The sequence below is a fragment of the Bradyrhizobium sp. 192 genome (genome assembly GCF_023100965.1).
Lineage (GTDB): Bacteria > Pseudomonadota > Alphaproteobacteria > Rhizobiales > Xanthobacteraceae > Bradyrhizobium > Bradyrhizobium symbiodeficiens.
Genome location: NZ_CP064690.1, coordinates 1,108,720 through 1,122,898 on the forward strand (window position 1 = coordinate 1,108,720; position 14,179 = coordinate 1,122,898).

12 protein-coding genes are annotated in these 14,179 nt (G+C 65.0%); 7 read left to right on the forward strand and 5 right to left on the reverse strand.

Annotated elements, in window-relative coordinates; all coding sequences use genetic code 11:
• Positions 1–14 precede the first annotated feature (14 nt).
• The 5 genes from IVB24_RS05145 to IVB24_RS05165 all read left to right on the forward strand — a co-directional run bounded on the left by IVB24_RS05145 (position 15) and on the right by IVB24_RS05165 (position 4,827).
• Complete coding sequence (locus IVB24_RS05145; RefSeq protein ID WP_094893138.1) at positions 15–365, forward strand: RidA family protein; 351 nt, start codon at positions 15–17, stop codon at positions 363–365.
• A 156-nt stretch (positions 366–521) separates the two neighbouring features.
• Positions 522–869: a nuclear transport factor 2 family protein gene (locus IVB24_RS05150; RefSeq protein WP_247772245.1), complete on the forward strand. Its 348-nt coding sequence runs from the start codon at positions 522–524 to the stop codon at positions 867–869.
• Between the two features lie 96 nt (positions 870–965).
• A complete protein-coding gene (locus IVB24_RS05155; protein WP_247772246.1) occupies positions 966–3,563 on the forward strand; it encodes a ligase-associated DNA damage response DEXH box helicase in 2,598 nt (865 codons plus the stop codon).
• A 42-nt stretch (positions 3,564–3,605) separates the two neighbouring features.
• The gene (pdeM, locus tag IVB24_RS05160) at positions 3,606–4,277 is read left to right on the forward strand and encodes a ligase-associated DNA damage response endonuclease PdeM (protein ID WP_247772247.1); all 672 of its coding nucleotides are present in this window, start codon (positions 3,606–3,608) and stop codon (positions 4,275–4,277) included.
• A 118-nt stretch (positions 4,278–4,395) separates the two neighbouring features.
• A complete protein-coding gene (locus tag IVB24_RS05165; RefSeq protein WP_094976401.1) occupies positions 4,396–4,827 on the forward strand; it encodes a hypothetical protein in 432 nt (143 codons plus the stop codon).
• Between the two features lie 156 nt (positions 4,828–4,983).
• On the opposite strand, the gene IVB24_RS05170 is transcribed toward IVB24_RS05165, so the two are convergent.
• Together IVB24_RS05170 and pyrE are read right to left on the reverse strand one after the other, a co-directional pair.
• On the reverse strand, positions 4,984–5,754 hold the full coding sequence (locus IVB24_RS05170; protein ID WP_247772248.1) for a DUF2865 domain-containing protein: 771 nt from the start codon (positions 5,752–5,754) through the stop codon (positions 4,984–4,986).
• Between the two features lie 259 nt (positions 5,755–6,013).
• Positions 6,014–6,577, reverse strand: a complete 564-nt coding sequence (pyrE, locus tag IVB24_RS05175) for an orotate phosphoribosyltransferase (protein WP_008136514.1) — start codon at positions 6,575–6,577, stop codon at positions 6,014–6,016.
• 173 nt (positions 6,578–6,750) lie between these two features.
• Between pyrE and IVB24_RS05180 the strand changes: the two genes are divergently transcribed.
• A complete protein-coding gene (locus tag IVB24_RS05180; protein ID WP_247772249.1) occupies positions 6,751–7,377 on the forward strand; it encodes a glutathione S-transferase family protein in 627 nt (208 codons plus the stop codon).
• Positions 7,378–7,427: 50 nt separating this feature from the next.
• Here IVB24_RS05180 and IVB24_RS05185 read toward each other — a convergent pair whose 3' ends face one another.
• The 3 genes from IVB24_RS05185 to IVB24_RS05195 all read right to left on the reverse strand — a co-directional run bounded on the left by IVB24_RS05185 (position 7,428) and on the right by IVB24_RS05195 (position 12,640).
• The gene (locus tag IVB24_RS05185) at positions 7,428–8,063 is read right to left on the reverse strand and encodes a LysE family translocator (RefSeq protein WP_094976402.1); all 636 of its coding nucleotides are present in this window, start codon (positions 8,061–8,063) and stop codon (positions 7,428–7,430) included.
• Between the two features lie 220 nt (positions 8,064–8,283).
• Entirely contained in the window at positions 8,284–11,355 is a 3,072-nt protein-coding gene (polA, locus tag IVB24_RS05190; RefSeq protein WP_247772250.1) for a DNA polymerase I, read from the reverse strand.
• Between the two features lie 217 nt (positions 11,356–11,572).
• Entirely contained in the window at positions 11,573–12,640 is a 1,068-nt protein-coding gene (locus tag IVB24_RS05195; protein WP_247772251.1) for an acyltransferase family protein, read from the reverse strand.
• Positions 12,641–12,834: 194 nt separating this feature from the next.
• Between IVB24_RS05195 and IVB24_RS05200 the strand changes: the two genes are divergently transcribed.
• On the forward strand, positions 12,835–14,151 hold the full coding sequence (locus IVB24_RS05200) for a UDP-glucose/GDP-mannose dehydrogenase family protein (protein ID WP_140481486.1): 1,317 nt from the start codon (positions 12,835–12,837) through the stop codon (positions 14,149–14,151).
• Positions 14,152–14,179 lie beyond the last annotated feature (28 nt).

Here is a 14,179-nt window from a genome sequence, read left to right on the forward strand (position 1 = left end):
GTAAGGAGCTACCAATGAGCATTCAGCGTTTCGAAACCGGCCCGCGCATGAGCCAGGTCGTCGTGCACGGCAACACCGTCTATCTCGCCGGTGTCGTCGCCAACAACGCGGCCGGCGAAAGCGTGACGAAGCAGACCCAGGACATCCTGAAGACCATCGACGGCCATCTCGCCAAGGCCGGCACCGACAAGTCGAAGCTGCTCTCGGCCACGATCTACATCACAGACATGAAGACGTTCGGCGAGATGAATGCGGTGTGGGACGCCTGGGTGTCGGCCGGCAATACTCCCGCCCGCGCCACCGTCGAGGCCAAGCTGGCGGCGCCGCAATACACCGTCGAGATCATGGTCACTGCCGCGAAGTAATCTTCACGGGCCAATTCGCATGCGAATGGAGCGCGATGACAACATCATCGCGCTCCATTTTTCTGCGCAATGATGACCTGCGAGGTAATCGATAAGCGCGCGGGATCCTTCGATAGTCGGGGACAGCCGAATACGGCGTCATCGAAGGAGAGTGGCATGACCGACCCCATCACCATCGCCCGAAGCTACATCGAGCTCTGGAACGAGCGCACCGCCGGCCGGCGCCGCGAGATGCTCGGCGAAAACTGGACGATTGATGCGAGCTATGTCGATCCCCTGATGAAGGGCGACGGCCGCGACGGCATAGAGGCGCTGATCGCAGGCGTGCAGCAGCGCTTTCCCGATTTCAAATTCCAGCTGATCGGCGAGCCCAACGGCTACGGCGACCACGTCCGCTTTTCCTGGGGACTTGGTCCCGACGGCGCCGACGGCCCGATCAAGGGCACTGATTTTGCCGTGCTGAAGGACGGCCGGATCCAAAGCGTGACCGGATTTCTGGATTAGGTGCCGGCCGGGGCGTGAGGCCGCTCGCCCTCCTCGCGCAGGTGGGGAGGGCAGCACCCCTCGACGAAGCCACGCTCACGGCTTACCTGTCATGCCGTGCCGCCCCGTATTCTCAAAACATCGGCCGAAACGCCTGCGCTGCTGCCCGACCGCTTCAACGCGTGGTTCGCAGCCCGCGGCTGGTCGCCGCGCGTGCATCAATTGGCGCTGCTGGAGAAGGCCCGTGAGGACCGCTCGGCGCTGCTGATCGCACCGACCGGCGCCGGCAAGACGCTGGCGGGATTTCTGCCGACCCTGGTAGAGCTTTCGCAACAGCCGATCGAACGGGAGGCCGGTGAGAAGAAAAGCCTCGTCTCCACCGGTCGCAGCGTGCAACGTTCCGGCGGCCTGCACACGCTCTACATCTCGCCGCTGAAGGCGCTTGCCGTCGACATCGCGCGCAATCTGGAGCGGCCGATTGCGGAGATGGCGCTGCCGATCAAGGTCGAGACCCGCACCGGCGACACGCCGGTGTCGCGGCGCCAACGGCAGCGGCGCTATCCGCCTGACGTATTGCTGACGACGCCCGAGCAGCTTGCGCTGCTGCTGTCCTCGGATGACGCGCCATTCCTGTTCTCCTCGTTGAAGCGCATCGTGCTCGACGAGCTGCATGCGCTGGTGACGTCCAAGCGCGGCGATCTGCTCTCGCTCGGGCTGGCGCGGCTGTGGCGGCTGGCGCCGCAGATGCGCGCGATCGGCCTGTCGGCGACGGTGGCCGAGCCGGATCAGCTCGCGCGCTTCCTGGTGCCGCAGCCCGACGGCAAGGAGGCCGCCGCCGACATCGTCATCGCCGGCGGCGCGGCCCCGCCCGAGGTCGAGATGCTCGACACGCGCGAGCGCCTGCCCTGGGCCGGCCACAGCGCGCGCCACGCGCTCCCCGAGATTTACGAGCTGATCAAGGCGAACAAGACCACGCTGGTCTTCGTCAACACCCGCAGCCAGGCCGAGATGCTGTTCCAGAATCTATGGAGCATGAACGACGACGGCCTTGCCATCGCGCTGCATCACGGCTCGCTCGACGTTGCCCAGCGCCGCAAGGTCGAGGACGCCATGTCGGCGGGCCGGCTGCGCGGCGTGGTCTGCACCTCCTCGCTCGATCTCGGCGTCGACTGGGGCGACGTCGATCTCGTCGTCAATATCGGCGCGCCCAAGGGCTCCTCGCGCCTGATGCAGCGGATCGGCCGCGCCAACCACCGCCTCGACGATGCCTCGCGCGCGGTGCTGGTGCCGGCCAACCGTTTCGAGGTGCTGGAGTGCCGCGTCGCCATCGATGCCATTGCCGAGAACGCGCAGGACACGCCGCCCTTGCGCAAAGGTGGCCTCGACGTGCTGGCGCAGCACGTGCTCGGTTGCGCCTGCGGCGAGCCGTTCCTCTCTGACGAACTCTATGCCGAAGTGCGCACCGCCGCGCCTTACGCAGACTTGTCGCGGCCGGATTTCGATGACGTCGTCGATTTCGTCGCCTCCGGCGGCTACGCGCTGAAGACCTATGAGCGCTTCGCCCGCATCAAGCAGGACAAGGAGGGTCGCTGGCGCGTCGCCAATCCCAAGGTGCGGCAGAGCTACCGGATGAATGTCGGCACCATCGTCGAGGACGACATGCTGAAGGTGCGGCTGGTGCGCTCGCGCGGCGGTGGCCAAGGAAAGGCAGGCGGCTCTACGGGCGTGATCGCGCGGGGCGGCCGGCTGCTCGGCGAGATCGAAGAGGCCTTCATCGAGGGCCTCTCGCCCGGCGATACCTTCGTGTTTTCAGGCGAGGTGGTGCGCTATGAGACCCTGGTCGAGGACCAGGTCTATGTCTCGCGCGCGCATGACAAGGACCCGAAAGTGCCGTCCTATATGGGCGGAAAATTCCCGCTCTCGACCTATCTCGCCGAACGCGTGCGCCGGCTGCTCGATGACGCGCGCGCATGGCGTGGCTTGCCGGAGCAGGTGCGCGACTGGCTGTCGCTGCAGAAGGACGTCAGCAGCGTGCCGGCGGTGCGCGAACTCCTGGTCGAAAGCTTTCCGCGCGCCAACAAGCACTACATCGTCTGCTATCCCTTCGAGGGACGTCTCGCGCATCAGACCCTCGGCATGCTGCTGACGCGCCGGCTGGAGCGCGCCCGCGCCCGGCCGCTCGGCTTCGTCGCCAACGAATATGCGGTGGCGATCTGGGCGCTCGGCGATCTCTCCTTCATGATCCGTGATGGCCGGATCGATCTCAACGCGCTGTTCGATCCTGATATGCTCGGCGACGATCTGGAAGCCTGGCTCGCCGAATCCGCCCTGATGAAGCGCACCTTCCGCAACTGCGCGATCATCTCCGGCCTGATCACACGCCGGCATACCGGCGAGGAGAAGAGCCGTCGTCAGGTGTTGTTCTCGACCGATCTCGTCTACGACGTGCTGCGCAAGCATCAGGCCGATCACGTCCTGTTGCGCGCCGCGCGCGCCGATGCCGCCACCGGCCTGCTCGATTTGCGCCGTCTCAGCGACATGCTGGTGCGCATCCACGGCCGGATCACGCACCGGGAACTCGACCGCGTCTCCCCGCTGGCCGTGCCCGTGATGCTGGAAATCGGTCGCGAGTCAGTTTATGGCGAAGCTGCAGACGAGCTTTTGGCCGAAGCCGCCGATGAGCTCGTCAAAGAGGCGATGGATAGAAGCGGGTAAGACGTGACGATTGGCGCGCAGGTTTCGGAAGATATCGACGACATGCGCGTGTCCACAGTTGCCATCAGCGACGTGACTTTTGCCGCCGATCTCTCCGGCGCGCTGTTCTGGGAAGAGCAGCGCCTGCTCGTCGTCTCTGATCTGCATCTGGAAAAAGGCTCGAGCTTCGCCGCCCGCGGCGTGCTCTTGCCGCCTTACGATACGCTGGCAACGCTGAGCCGTCTCGCTGCTGTCATCTCCCGCCATGATCCGCGCACCGTCATCGCACTCGGCGACAGCTTTCACGACCGCACCGCACATGAGCGGCTGTCGTCGGAAAATCGCGATGCGGTCGCAGCGCTCCAGACCGGCCGCGACTGGATCTGGATCTCGGGCAATCACGATCCGATGCTGCCGAGCGATCTCGGCGGCACCGTCGTCGACGAAGTCGCGATCGGCCCGATCACTTTCCGTCACGAGCCGACCGGTGCGCGCGGCGAGATCGCGGGCCATCTCCATCCCAAGGCGCGCGTCGCCGCGCGTGGCCGCTCGATGGAGCGCCGCTGCTTCGCCTCCGACGGGATGCGCGCGGTGATGCCGGCGTTCGGCGCTTATGCCGGCGGCCTCAGCATCCGAGACGTCGCATTTGCGAAGATCTTTCCGGCCAACGGCTTCGTCGCCCATCTGCTCGGCGACCGCCGCGTCCATGCGATCGCGGCCTCGCGCTGTTCCTGAGATTTCGGCACCGCCTCGGAACAAATTAAGAACACTTTAGTAAGTCTTTGATATATCATTGTGATTCGGCGCGTTGCCGGCACAATATCTAGCGTCTGTCAGACTTTGCGAGGACTACATGTCCACCATCGCCTTCGATCAATTTGCCCTCACCCGGATCGCCGATTTCGCGCGCTCGCTGTCGCGGCTGCATCAGGCCGCGCGGCGCCAGAGGATCGACGATGACCAGTTCGACCGCGAGTTCAACGCGGTGTGCCAGTCGATCTGGGGCTACACCATCGACGACGTCAGCGACGATCTGTTCTCGACCGAGGACCATCTGTTCCTGGACACGCTGGATGAGGCCCATGCGCGCATCTTCGCGGCCGAGCAGGGTTATGACCTCGTTGACGAAGCCGGCATGCTGACGGACTGGTGGGGCTTCTGCTGGATGATCCTGGCCGAGAAGCGCGGCTTGCTGACCCCGGACAACCGCGCCGCCGCGCGCGCGGCGATCGAGGAGAAATATCTGGCGGCGCCGAACGTGATCGGGGTGATTATCGGACGATAGTCTCATGCCCCGGGCGCAGTGCAGCACTCCCGAGCGATGCGAAGCATCGTCGGGTGTGGTGCGCTGCTGAACCGGGGCCCAGGCTCGCGGCGTTCTGTGTCCCGGCTCTGCGTCGCGTCATTGCATGCCGCGCCGCGTCCGGGACACGAGAGTGAGTCAATCCAGCCCCGCCCGCTTCGCCGGCTTTGCCGTCTTCGGCACCGTCACATCGGGCAGCGCCTCACGCACGATCTCCGGGGCGGGCGCATCTGCCGACACCGTCTCTGCCCGCACCGGGGCCACCTTCATCTCGCCGAGGCGGGCGCGGACCTGGGCGGTGAGGCCGGGATAGGACGCAACCGGGGTGAAGTCCGCGGCCTGGTCGTTGCCGACGCGGATGCCAGTATAGGCGACGAGCCCGTCGCTGGTCGCAATCACGTCGCCGGCCTTCAGCGAGGAGTCCAGCGCGAGATCGACCGGGGCAAGGCCGGCCGGCTCGCGGCCGTTGCAGGTGCAGTCCGAACGCAATGCCTTGCGGTAGGCGAAGGCGTTCTCGCTGTCGGCGTAACGCTCGCCGGTTTGCGACGCCGCACCGTCGATCGAGGAGCCGAAATAGACCTTGGTCGCGCTGGCAGGACAGAACGCTTGGCACATCTGCGCCGCCGAGGCGAGGCCGCGCATCAGCGGAAAATATTTGCCGTCGCAGCTGCGCACGCAGAAGGCCGGGCCGGAACCTCCGGCCGCCGCGCGCGTCGGCGGCACATATTGCGGCGTGGCGGCATTCTGCTGCCCGGCGAAGGGATCGGCGTAGGAACTCGCCTGCTGCGGCACCTCGCGTTGCGGCCGTTGCTGCTGCATCCCGCCGAAGAAGAAGTCGAACAGGCCTTCGGCCGAAACCGGGGCCGGCGCCGCCAGCAGCGGTGCTGCAAGGGTGGCGGCTACAAGCATCGCGCGTCGCCGCCGGCGCGCATGGGACAGGACTGTACGCAACGCTCACTCCACCCGACGCTACGGGACCGGCCGGGACCCCTTGGGGATCTCAGCACATGATTCACCATAGAGCGGGATGGTAAATGAGCGGTTGAGGGGCTGAATCACCGAGCTCGTCATGGCCGGGCTTGTCCCGGCCATCTACGATCTTTCGTGCGGCAAAGACGTGGATGCCCGGGTCAAGCCCGGGCATGACGGCAGAGAAAGATTTCCCGCCTCACGCCTTCAGGAATTCCGACGCCTTGTACAGCGAGCGGAACGGTAGGCCGGCCGCGCCGAACGTGTCGGTGGCGCCTTCTTCGCGGTCGACCATGGTCAGCACCAGCACCACCTCGGCGCCGGTCTCGCGCACCGATTCCACCGCCTTCATCGCCGAGCCGCCAGTGGTGGTGACGTCCTCGACGATCACGACCCGCTTGCCCTCCAGCGTCTCGCCTCTGGGAAGGCCTTCAATCGCGAGCTTGGCGCCGTGCTCCTTCGGCTTCTTGCGCACGAAGAACGCCGCGATCGGGTGGCCCTTGATCCAGGAGATCTGCGCCAGCGCGCCAGCGAGCGGCACCGCGCCCATCTCGAGGCCGCCGATGAAATCGAGATTGTCGTCCTTCAGCGCCTCATAGGTCAGCTCGGCGAGCAGGGTCGCCCCCTCCGGGTCGAGCATGGTCGGCTTGAGGTTGAAGTAGAAATCGCTCTTGCGGCCCGACGCGAGCGTCACCTCGCCGCGGCCGAATGAGCGCCGGCGGATGATTTCGAACAGGCGGGCGCGGGAGGCTGATTTCGACACGGCGGTCCCTCGGGAGCACTTTTGGAGGAGGCGGAATTTATCCGCGACGGCTGCGACATTCCAGAGGGGGCGTCCCTCGTCAACAGGGATCGGCCATCCCGGACCGCCGGTTGTGGGGGTGCGACGTTCTGGAGTAGGTGGGATGCCAAACCTGTTGGGGAAGGAAGCACGGCATGAGCATCGAGCTGCACACCTGGAACACGCCGAACGGCCGCAAGATTTCGGTCGCGCTGGAGGAAATGGGGCTGCCTTACAAGGTGATCCCGGTGAACATCACCAAGGGCGAGCAGATGGCGCCGGAGTTCCTGAAGCTGTCCCCGAACAACAAGATCCCGGCGCTCGTCGATTCTGAGGGCCCGGCCGGCAAGCCCGTCAGCATCTTCGAATCAGGCGCGATCCTGCTCTATCTCGGTGAAAAGACCGGCAAATTCCTGCCGAAATCGCTTGGGCAGCGTATTCCCGTCTACGAATGGCTGATGTGGCAGATGGGCGGCTTTGGCCCGATGCCGGGCCAGGTGCACCATTTCATCGCGCTCGAAAACGAGCAGGACCGCGCCTACGGTCTGAAGCGCTACATGGCGGAGACGCGCCGGCTCTACGGCGTGCTCGACCGCCGGCTGACTGACAGCGACTTCGTCGCCGGCGATCTCTCGATTGCCGATTTTGCCATCCTGGGCTGGGCCTGGCGCCACCCTCGCCACAAGGTTGAGCTGACCGACTTCCCCAACGTCAAGCGCTGGTACGAGGCGCTGATGGCAAGGCCGGCGGTGAAGCGGGGCATGGAAGCGAAGCTGGATTGATGGACGATGCTGTCATGCCCCGCCTTCGCGGGGCATGACAGCGTTGCGCCTCACACCTTCCGCGCTTCCACCGCCATCCGCACCGCAAGCCCGGCCAGCACCGTGCCCATCAGCCAGCGCTGCACCAGCATCCAGCTCGGCCGGTTCGCCAGGAACAGCGCGATCGATCCGGCCGCCAGCGCGATCATTGCATTGACGCTGACGCTGATCGCGATCTGGATCGCGCCCAGCACCACTGACTGCGTCAGCACGCTGCCGGCTGCGGGATCGATGAACTGCGGCAGCAGCGCCAGATACAGCATCGCGATCTTCGGGTTGAGCAGGTTGGTGACGAAACCCATCGCGAACAATTTGCGCGGACTGTCGATGGCAAGCTGCTTCACCTGGAACGGCGAACGTCCGCCCGGTTTCACCGCCTGCCAGGCGAGCCACAGCAGATAGCCCGCGCCGGCAAAGCGCAGTGCGTCATAGGCAAAGGGAATGGCGAGCAAGAGGGCCGTGATGCCGAACGCCGCGCACAGCATGTAGAACACGAAGCCGAGCGCAACTCCGCCCAGGGAGACGATGCCGGCTGCCGGTCCTTGCGTGATCGAGCGCGAGATCAAATAGATCATGTTCGGTCCCGGGGTGAGCACGAGACCGAAGGAGACGAGGGCAAAGCCGAGCAGGGCGGATGTGTGGGGCATGGGTGAGCCGGTGCGGGAGATGGCACGGTTCTAATATGCGAGGCGAGGCGCGGCCATCGCGCAATTGCTCGGAGGACAATTCAACTCACGTGTCCCGGACGCGGGGCAGCGTGAAACGGTGCGCCGCAGAGCCGGGATCTGGTGGCGCGGCGTGGGCCCCGGATCAGCAACGCACTACGCCGCGAAGGGCGGCGCTGCGCAGGATCCGGGGAAAGCAGCCTCAATGCGCTTCGTCCCAATTATTCGCCGCGCGCGCGTCGACATGCAGCGGCACCGAGAGCAGCACGGCCGGGAACGGCGCGTCCTGCATGACGTGCTGCACGACCGGCAACGTTGCTGCGACTTCGGCGTCCGGCACCTCGAAGATCAATTCGTCGTGCACCTGCAGCAGCATCTGCGCCGAGAGCTTCTTCTCGGCCAGCGCGTCCTCGACTCGCGTCATGGCGCGGCGGATGATGTCGGCCGCGGTGCCCTGCAGCCGCGCGTTGATCGCGGCGCGCTCGTTGAAGGCGCGCACCGAGGCGTTCGACGCCTTGATGTCCGGATAGTGCATCTTGCGGCCGAACAGCGTCGTGACGAAGCCGTTCTGCCGGCAGAAATCGCGCGTCTCGTCCATGTAGGCGCGGATGCCCGGGAAACGCTCGAAATATTTCTTGATGTAGGCGGAGGCTTCCTCGCGCGCGATGCCGAGCTGGTTGGCGAGCCCGAACGCCGAGATGCCGTAGATGATGCCGAAATTGATCGCCTTGGCGCGACGGCGGATTTCGCTAGGCATGCCTTTGATCGGCACGCCGAACATTTCCGACGCGGTCATGGCGTGAATGTCGAGACCGTCCTTGAATGCCTGCTTCAGCACGGGAATGTCGGCGATCTCGGCGAGCAGCCTGAGCTCGATCTGCGAATAGTCGGCGGAGACCAGCTTGTGCCCGGGCGTCGCGATGAAAGCGCGGCGGATCTTGCGGCCGTCCTCGGTACGAACCGGGATGTTCTGCAGATTCGGCTCGTTCGACGACAGCCGGCCCGTCGTGGTCGCGGCCAGCGCGTAGGTGGTGTGGACGCGATGGGTCTCCGGATTGACGTAGGTCGGCAGCGCGTCGGTATAGGTCGATTTCAGTTTCGAAACCTGGCGCCACTCCAGGATCTTCTTCGGGAGATCGTGGCCCTGCTCGGCGAGCTCGTCCAGCACTTGCGCGGTGGTCGACCATGCGCCGGTCTTGGTCTTGGTGCCGCCGGACAGTCCCATCTTGCCGAACAGGATGTCGCCGATCTGCTTGGGGCTGCCGACATTGACCGGCTCGCCGGCGATCTCCTGGATCTCGGCCTCGACCCGCGCCGCCGTCTGGGCGAAGTCGCCCGAGAGTCGCGACAGCACCTGGCGGTCGATCGAGATGCCGCGCCGCTCCATGCGCGCAAGCACAGCGACCAGCGGCCGCTCCAGCGTCTCGTAGACCGCGGTCATATGCTCGGCGACCAGGCGCGGCTTCAGCACGCGCCAGACGCGCAAGGCGACGTCGGCGCCTTCGGCCGACAGCGCCGCGGCCTTGTCGATCGGCACCTGGTCGAAGGTGATCTTGCCCTTGCCGCTGCCGAGCAGTTCGCTCTCCTTCAGCATGGCATGGCCGAACCAGCGCTCGGACAGCTGCTCGATCGCATGCGAGCCGCGGCCGGCGTCGAGCACATAGGAGATCAGCTGCGCATCGTCGGTGTTGCGCAAGGTGATGCCGTGCTGCGCCAGCATCACGGCGGTGAATTTGAGGTCGAAGCCGATCTTGAGAATGCCCGCCGATTCCAGCACGGGACGTAGCGCCTCGATCGCATCGGCATGCTTGACCTGATCGGGTGCAAGGCCGGCGTCGAACAGGCCGGCGCCGCCGCCAGCTTGCTTGTGCGCCAGCGGCACGTAGCAGGCCTCGTTCGGCGCCAGCGCCAGCGCGATCCCGCAGAAGTCGGCCTGCATCGGATCGATCGAGTTTCCGCGGATCTCGACCGCGACATGACCGGCATCGTGGATGCGCGCAATGAAGCCGTTGAGATCCTTGAGCGACTTGATCGTTTGATATTTGTCGCGATGGACTGGAAGCTTGCGCAGCGCCTCTTCGCGCGCGGCGGCCAGGGAGACCGGCGCGCCCTTCAGGCTGGCCCCCTTGTCGCCCTTGTCGCCGCCCGTCGCGATCGCCGCAGGCGCGCCGAAGAGATCGCCGGAAGTCTCGGACGATCTTGCCTTGGCGGCGCCGTCGCCGGACTTGGCGCCGCTGCTGTTGCTCGCATCGGCATCGACGTTGGCGGGGTCGATCTGGGAGTAATCGGCGACGCGGCGCGTCAGCGTGGTGAATTCCATCGCCTTCAGGAACGCAATCAGCTTGCGTGCGTCGGGCTCGTGGACGGCGAGGTCGTCGAGCGGTACGTCCAGCTTCACCTTGTCATCGAGCAGCACGAGCTTGCGCGAGATTCGCGCCTTCTCGGCATTCTCGATCAGCGCCTCGCGCCGCTTCGGCTGCTTGATCTCGGTGGCGCGGAACAGCAATTGGTCGAGGTCGCCATATTCGGTGATCAACTGCGCGGCGGTCTTGATGCCGATGCCGGGCACGCCGGGCACGTTGTCGGTGGAGTCGCCGGCCAGCGCCTGCACCTCGACCACCTTCTCCGGTGGCACGCCGAACTTCTCGATCACCTCGGGGATGCCGATGCGGCGATCCTTCATGGTGTCGTACATCATGATCTTGTCGTTCACGAGCTGCATCAGATCCTTGTCGGAGGACACGATGGTCGTGGTGGCGCCGCGTTCGCTTGCTTGCCGCGCATAGGTTGCGATCAGGTCGTCGGCCTCGAAGCCGCCTTGTTCCAGGCAGGGCAGGTCGAAGGCGCGTACGGCCTCGCGGATCAGCGCGAATTGCGGGATCAGGTCGTCCGGCGCCGGCGGCCGGTGCGCCTTGTACTCGGGGTAGATCGCATTGCGGAAGGTGACCTCGGATTTGTCGAACACGATGGCCAGATGCGTCGGCCGGTTGTCGGCGGGCATGTCGCGGAGCAGCTTCCAAAGCATGTTGCAGAAGCCGAGCACGGCGTTGACCTGCAAGCCGTCGGACTTGCGGTTGAGCGGCGGCAGCGCGTGGTAGGCGCGGAAGATGTAGCCGGAACCGTCGACCAGGAAAATGTGGTCGCCCCTGCCCGCCGCCTTTGCTGCAACCGGTTTGGCAGCAGCTGGCGCGGCAGCAGCCTCGGTATTGGCGGCTTTGGGCGCAGCAGCCTTGGTGTCAGCCTTGGCGGTGGTCTTCGAAGATGTTTTGGGCATGGCCGCAATGTATGAATTTTTGCGGGCTTTGACAGCCTTGGAAGGGTGATTTTTGGCTCGGTGGTGCCACTATCCCCCACTGTCATTCGCCACGTACCCCACTGTCATTCCCCGCGAAGGCGGGGAATCCAGTACGTCGCGGCCTATCGGTCAACAATGATCGTCTCTGGAAGACTGGGTCGCCCGGCCAAGCCGTGCGACGACAGTGAGCGCACGGCTACTCCGCCGCCTGCAACCGCACGCCGGCTTTCTTCGGCGCGATCCAGAACGCCTCCGGCCGTTCGAACAGGAAGCGCGCATTGAACAGCAGCGCCACCCGCCAGATCGCGAGCGCGCCGAGCACGCCGGCGACGGTGACGATCAGCGACACCGTGCCAATGTCGGGAATGATGCCGGTGCGCAGCAACAGCGTCCGCGTCGCCGCCATCGGCAGGAAGAAGGCGAGATAGATCACGATCGAATGCTCGCCGCAGAAGCGGAAAAAGTTCAGCCATTGCGCGCGCGCGAGCAGCGTGCCCATGGTGATGATGGCGCAGGCACCGGCAAAGCCGAGCACGAGCGAGACGATCTTCCACTCGCTGGCCCCCGACGCGACCAGGCCGGCATTGACCAGCGCCCAGGTCGCGAGCGCCGCAAGCGCAAGGACGGGATGTTTCCGCGCGCGATCCGACAACGCGAACACGTAAGGCGCGAACAGATAGCCCGAATAAAAATAGACGAAGCGCGCGCAAAACTCGTCGATCGCGGTCCAGCCGGTGGAGATGCGGGCCGTCTCCAGTGCGGCGGCGACGAGCCAGATCACGAGCGGCGGGAATTTGCGTGTCAGTTTTGTGACGACGAAGAAGACCGGCAGCAGATAGATGAACCACAGCGTGCCGAACGGCTCCACGAAGGATTCGAGATACAAGAGGCCAACGTGGTGCCAGCTCGTCTCTGCCGCGAAAGCGGGCGCCTTGAAACCGAACTGGATTGTCACCCAGACGACATAGAAATAGGCGAAATGCACCACCTTGCGGTCGAGATAGGTTCGCCAATCCCGGTCGATCACCAGCGGCAGGAACAGGCCAGAGATCAGGAAGAAGTCCGGCATCCGGAACGGCTTTGCGAAGGCCACGGCGACATGCATGAAACCGGTCTGGCCGGCGGCGAGCTCGACCCCCAGCACCGAGTGCATCATCACGACCATGATGATGCAAATGCCCTTGGCGTAGTCGACCCAGTCGATACGCGCGGCGGACGGCGCTTTGGTGCCTGCGCTCCCTGCGATTGTGCCTGATGGTGCCATGGTGTCTCTTTTCGAGGCGTGTTCCGCCCGTCCTGCCCGGGCGCGAGACAGTGTGGGGCCTTCACGGTTTCCGACTTCTTTACCGGTACAATTCTCGTGCCGCTTTTTTGTCCGCGGACTGTTCCTTCCCCTCGGGAAAATGCTAAACCGCCCAGCGTCGGGTTTCGTTAACCAATTCAAGACAGGGACTTTTCATGCGCATCGCGATGATCGGCACGGGCTATGTGGGACTGGTGTCCGGCGCCTGCTTTGCCGATTTCGGTCACGACGTCACCTGCGTCGACAAGGATGAGAAGAAGATCGCGGCGCTCCATCGCGGCGAAATCCCGATCTACGAGCCCGGCCTCGACGAACTGGTCGCGAACAACGTCAAGGCCAAGCGGCTCGACTTCACCACCGACCTGAAGAAGCCGGTCGCGGATGCCGATGCCGTTTTCATCGCGGTCGGCACGCCGTCCCGCCGCGGCGACGGCCATGCCGATCTCTCCTATGTCTACGCCGCAGCGAAAGAGATCGCGCAGTCGCTCACCGGCTTCACCGTCGTGGTGACGAAGTCGACCGTGCCTGTCGGCACCGGCGACGAGGTCGAGCGCATCATCCGCGAGACCAATCCCAACGCCGACGTCGTGGTTGCCTCCAATCCAGAGTTTTTGCGCGAAGGCGCGGCGATCCGCGACTTCAAGTTTCCCGATCGCGTCGTGGTCGGCACCTCCGACGAGCGCGGCCGCAAGGTGATGGGCGACATCTACCGCCCGCTGTCGCTGAACCAGGCCCCGCTGATGTTCACGGAGCGTCGGACCGCCGAGATGATCAAATACGCCGCGAACGCGTTTCTCGCGACCAAGATCACCTTCATCAACGAGATCGCCGACCTCTCCGAGAAGGCCGGCGCCAACGTGCAGGAGGTCGCGCGCGGCATTGGGCTGGACAACCGCATCGGCACCAAGTTCCTGCATGCCGGTCCCGGCTTCGGCGGCTCCTGCTTCCCGAAGGACACCAAGGCGCTGATCAAGATCGCGCAGGACTATGATGTCTCCCTGCGCATCGTCGAATCCGTGCTGGCGGTCAACGAGAACCGCAAGCGCGCGATGGCGCGCAAGGTGAGCCAGGCGCTCGGCGGCTCTCTGCGCGGCAAGACCATCGCCGTGCTCGGCCTGACCTTCAAGCCCGACACCGACGACATGCGCGATGCGCCGTCGATTCCGCTGGTGACGGGCCTGATCGACATGGGTGCCAAGGTCAAGGCATTCGATCCCGTCGGCATGGAGCAGGCCAAGGGGGAGTTGCCTGACATCACCTATTGCGAGGACGCCTATTCCTGCGCCGAAGGTGCCGATGCGCTCGTCATTGTCACCGAATGGGTGCAGTTCCGTGCGCTCGATCTCGACCGGCTGAAGACCGTGATGGCGCAGTCCGTCATCGTCGATTTGCGCAACATCTACCGCCCGGAGGACATGGAAGCCGCCGGCTTCACCTATGACAGCATTGGCCGGCCGCCCGTGCAGGGCTGATGGAAACCGTCATGGCCGGGCTTGTCCC

What these genes read in the sequence shown, in the direction of transcription:
- IVB24_RS05170 (WP_247772248.1), bottom strand. Translation starts at nt 5,754, where the DNA reads ATGCTTGTAGCCGCCACCCTTGCAGCACCGCTGCTGGCGGCGCCGGCC.
- IVB24_RS05180 (WP_247772249.1), top strand. Translation starts at nt 6,751, where the DNA reads ATGAGCATCGAGCTGCACACCTGGAACACGCCGAACGGCCGCAAGATT.
- IVB24_RS05145 (WP_094893138.1), top strand. Translation starts at nt 15, where the DNA reads ATGAGCATTCAGCGTTTCGAAACCGGCCCGCGCATGAGCCAGGTCGTC.
- IVB24_RS05150 (WP_247772245.1), top strand. Translation starts at nt 522, where the DNA reads ATGACCGACCCCATCACCATCGCCCGAAGCTACATCGAGCTCTGGAAC.
- polA (WP_247772250.1), bottom strand. Translation starts at nt 11,355, where the DNA reads ATGCCCAAAACATCTTCGAAGACCACCGCCAAGGCTGACACCAAGGCT.
- IVB24_RS05200 (WP_140481486.1), top strand. Translation starts at nt 12,835, where the DNA reads ATGCGCATCGCGATGATCGGCACGGGCTATGTGGGACTGGTGTCCGGC.
- IVB24_RS05185 (WP_094976402.1), bottom strand. Translation starts at nt 8,063, where the DNA reads ATGCCCCACACATCCGCCCTGCTCGGCTTTGCCCTCGTCTCCTTCGGT.
- pdeM (WP_247772247.1), top strand. Translation starts at nt 3,606, where the DNA reads ATGCGCGTGTCCACAGTTGCCATCAGCGACGTGACTTTTGCCGCCGAT.
- IVB24_RS05195 (WP_247772251.1), bottom strand. Translation starts at nt 12,640, where the DNA reads ATGGCACCATCAGGCACAATCGCAGGGAGCGCAGGCACCAAAGCGCCG.
- IVB24_RS05165 (WP_094976401.1), top strand. Translation starts at nt 4,396, where the DNA reads ATGTCCACCATCGCCTTCGATCAATTTGCCCTCACCCGGATCGCCGAT.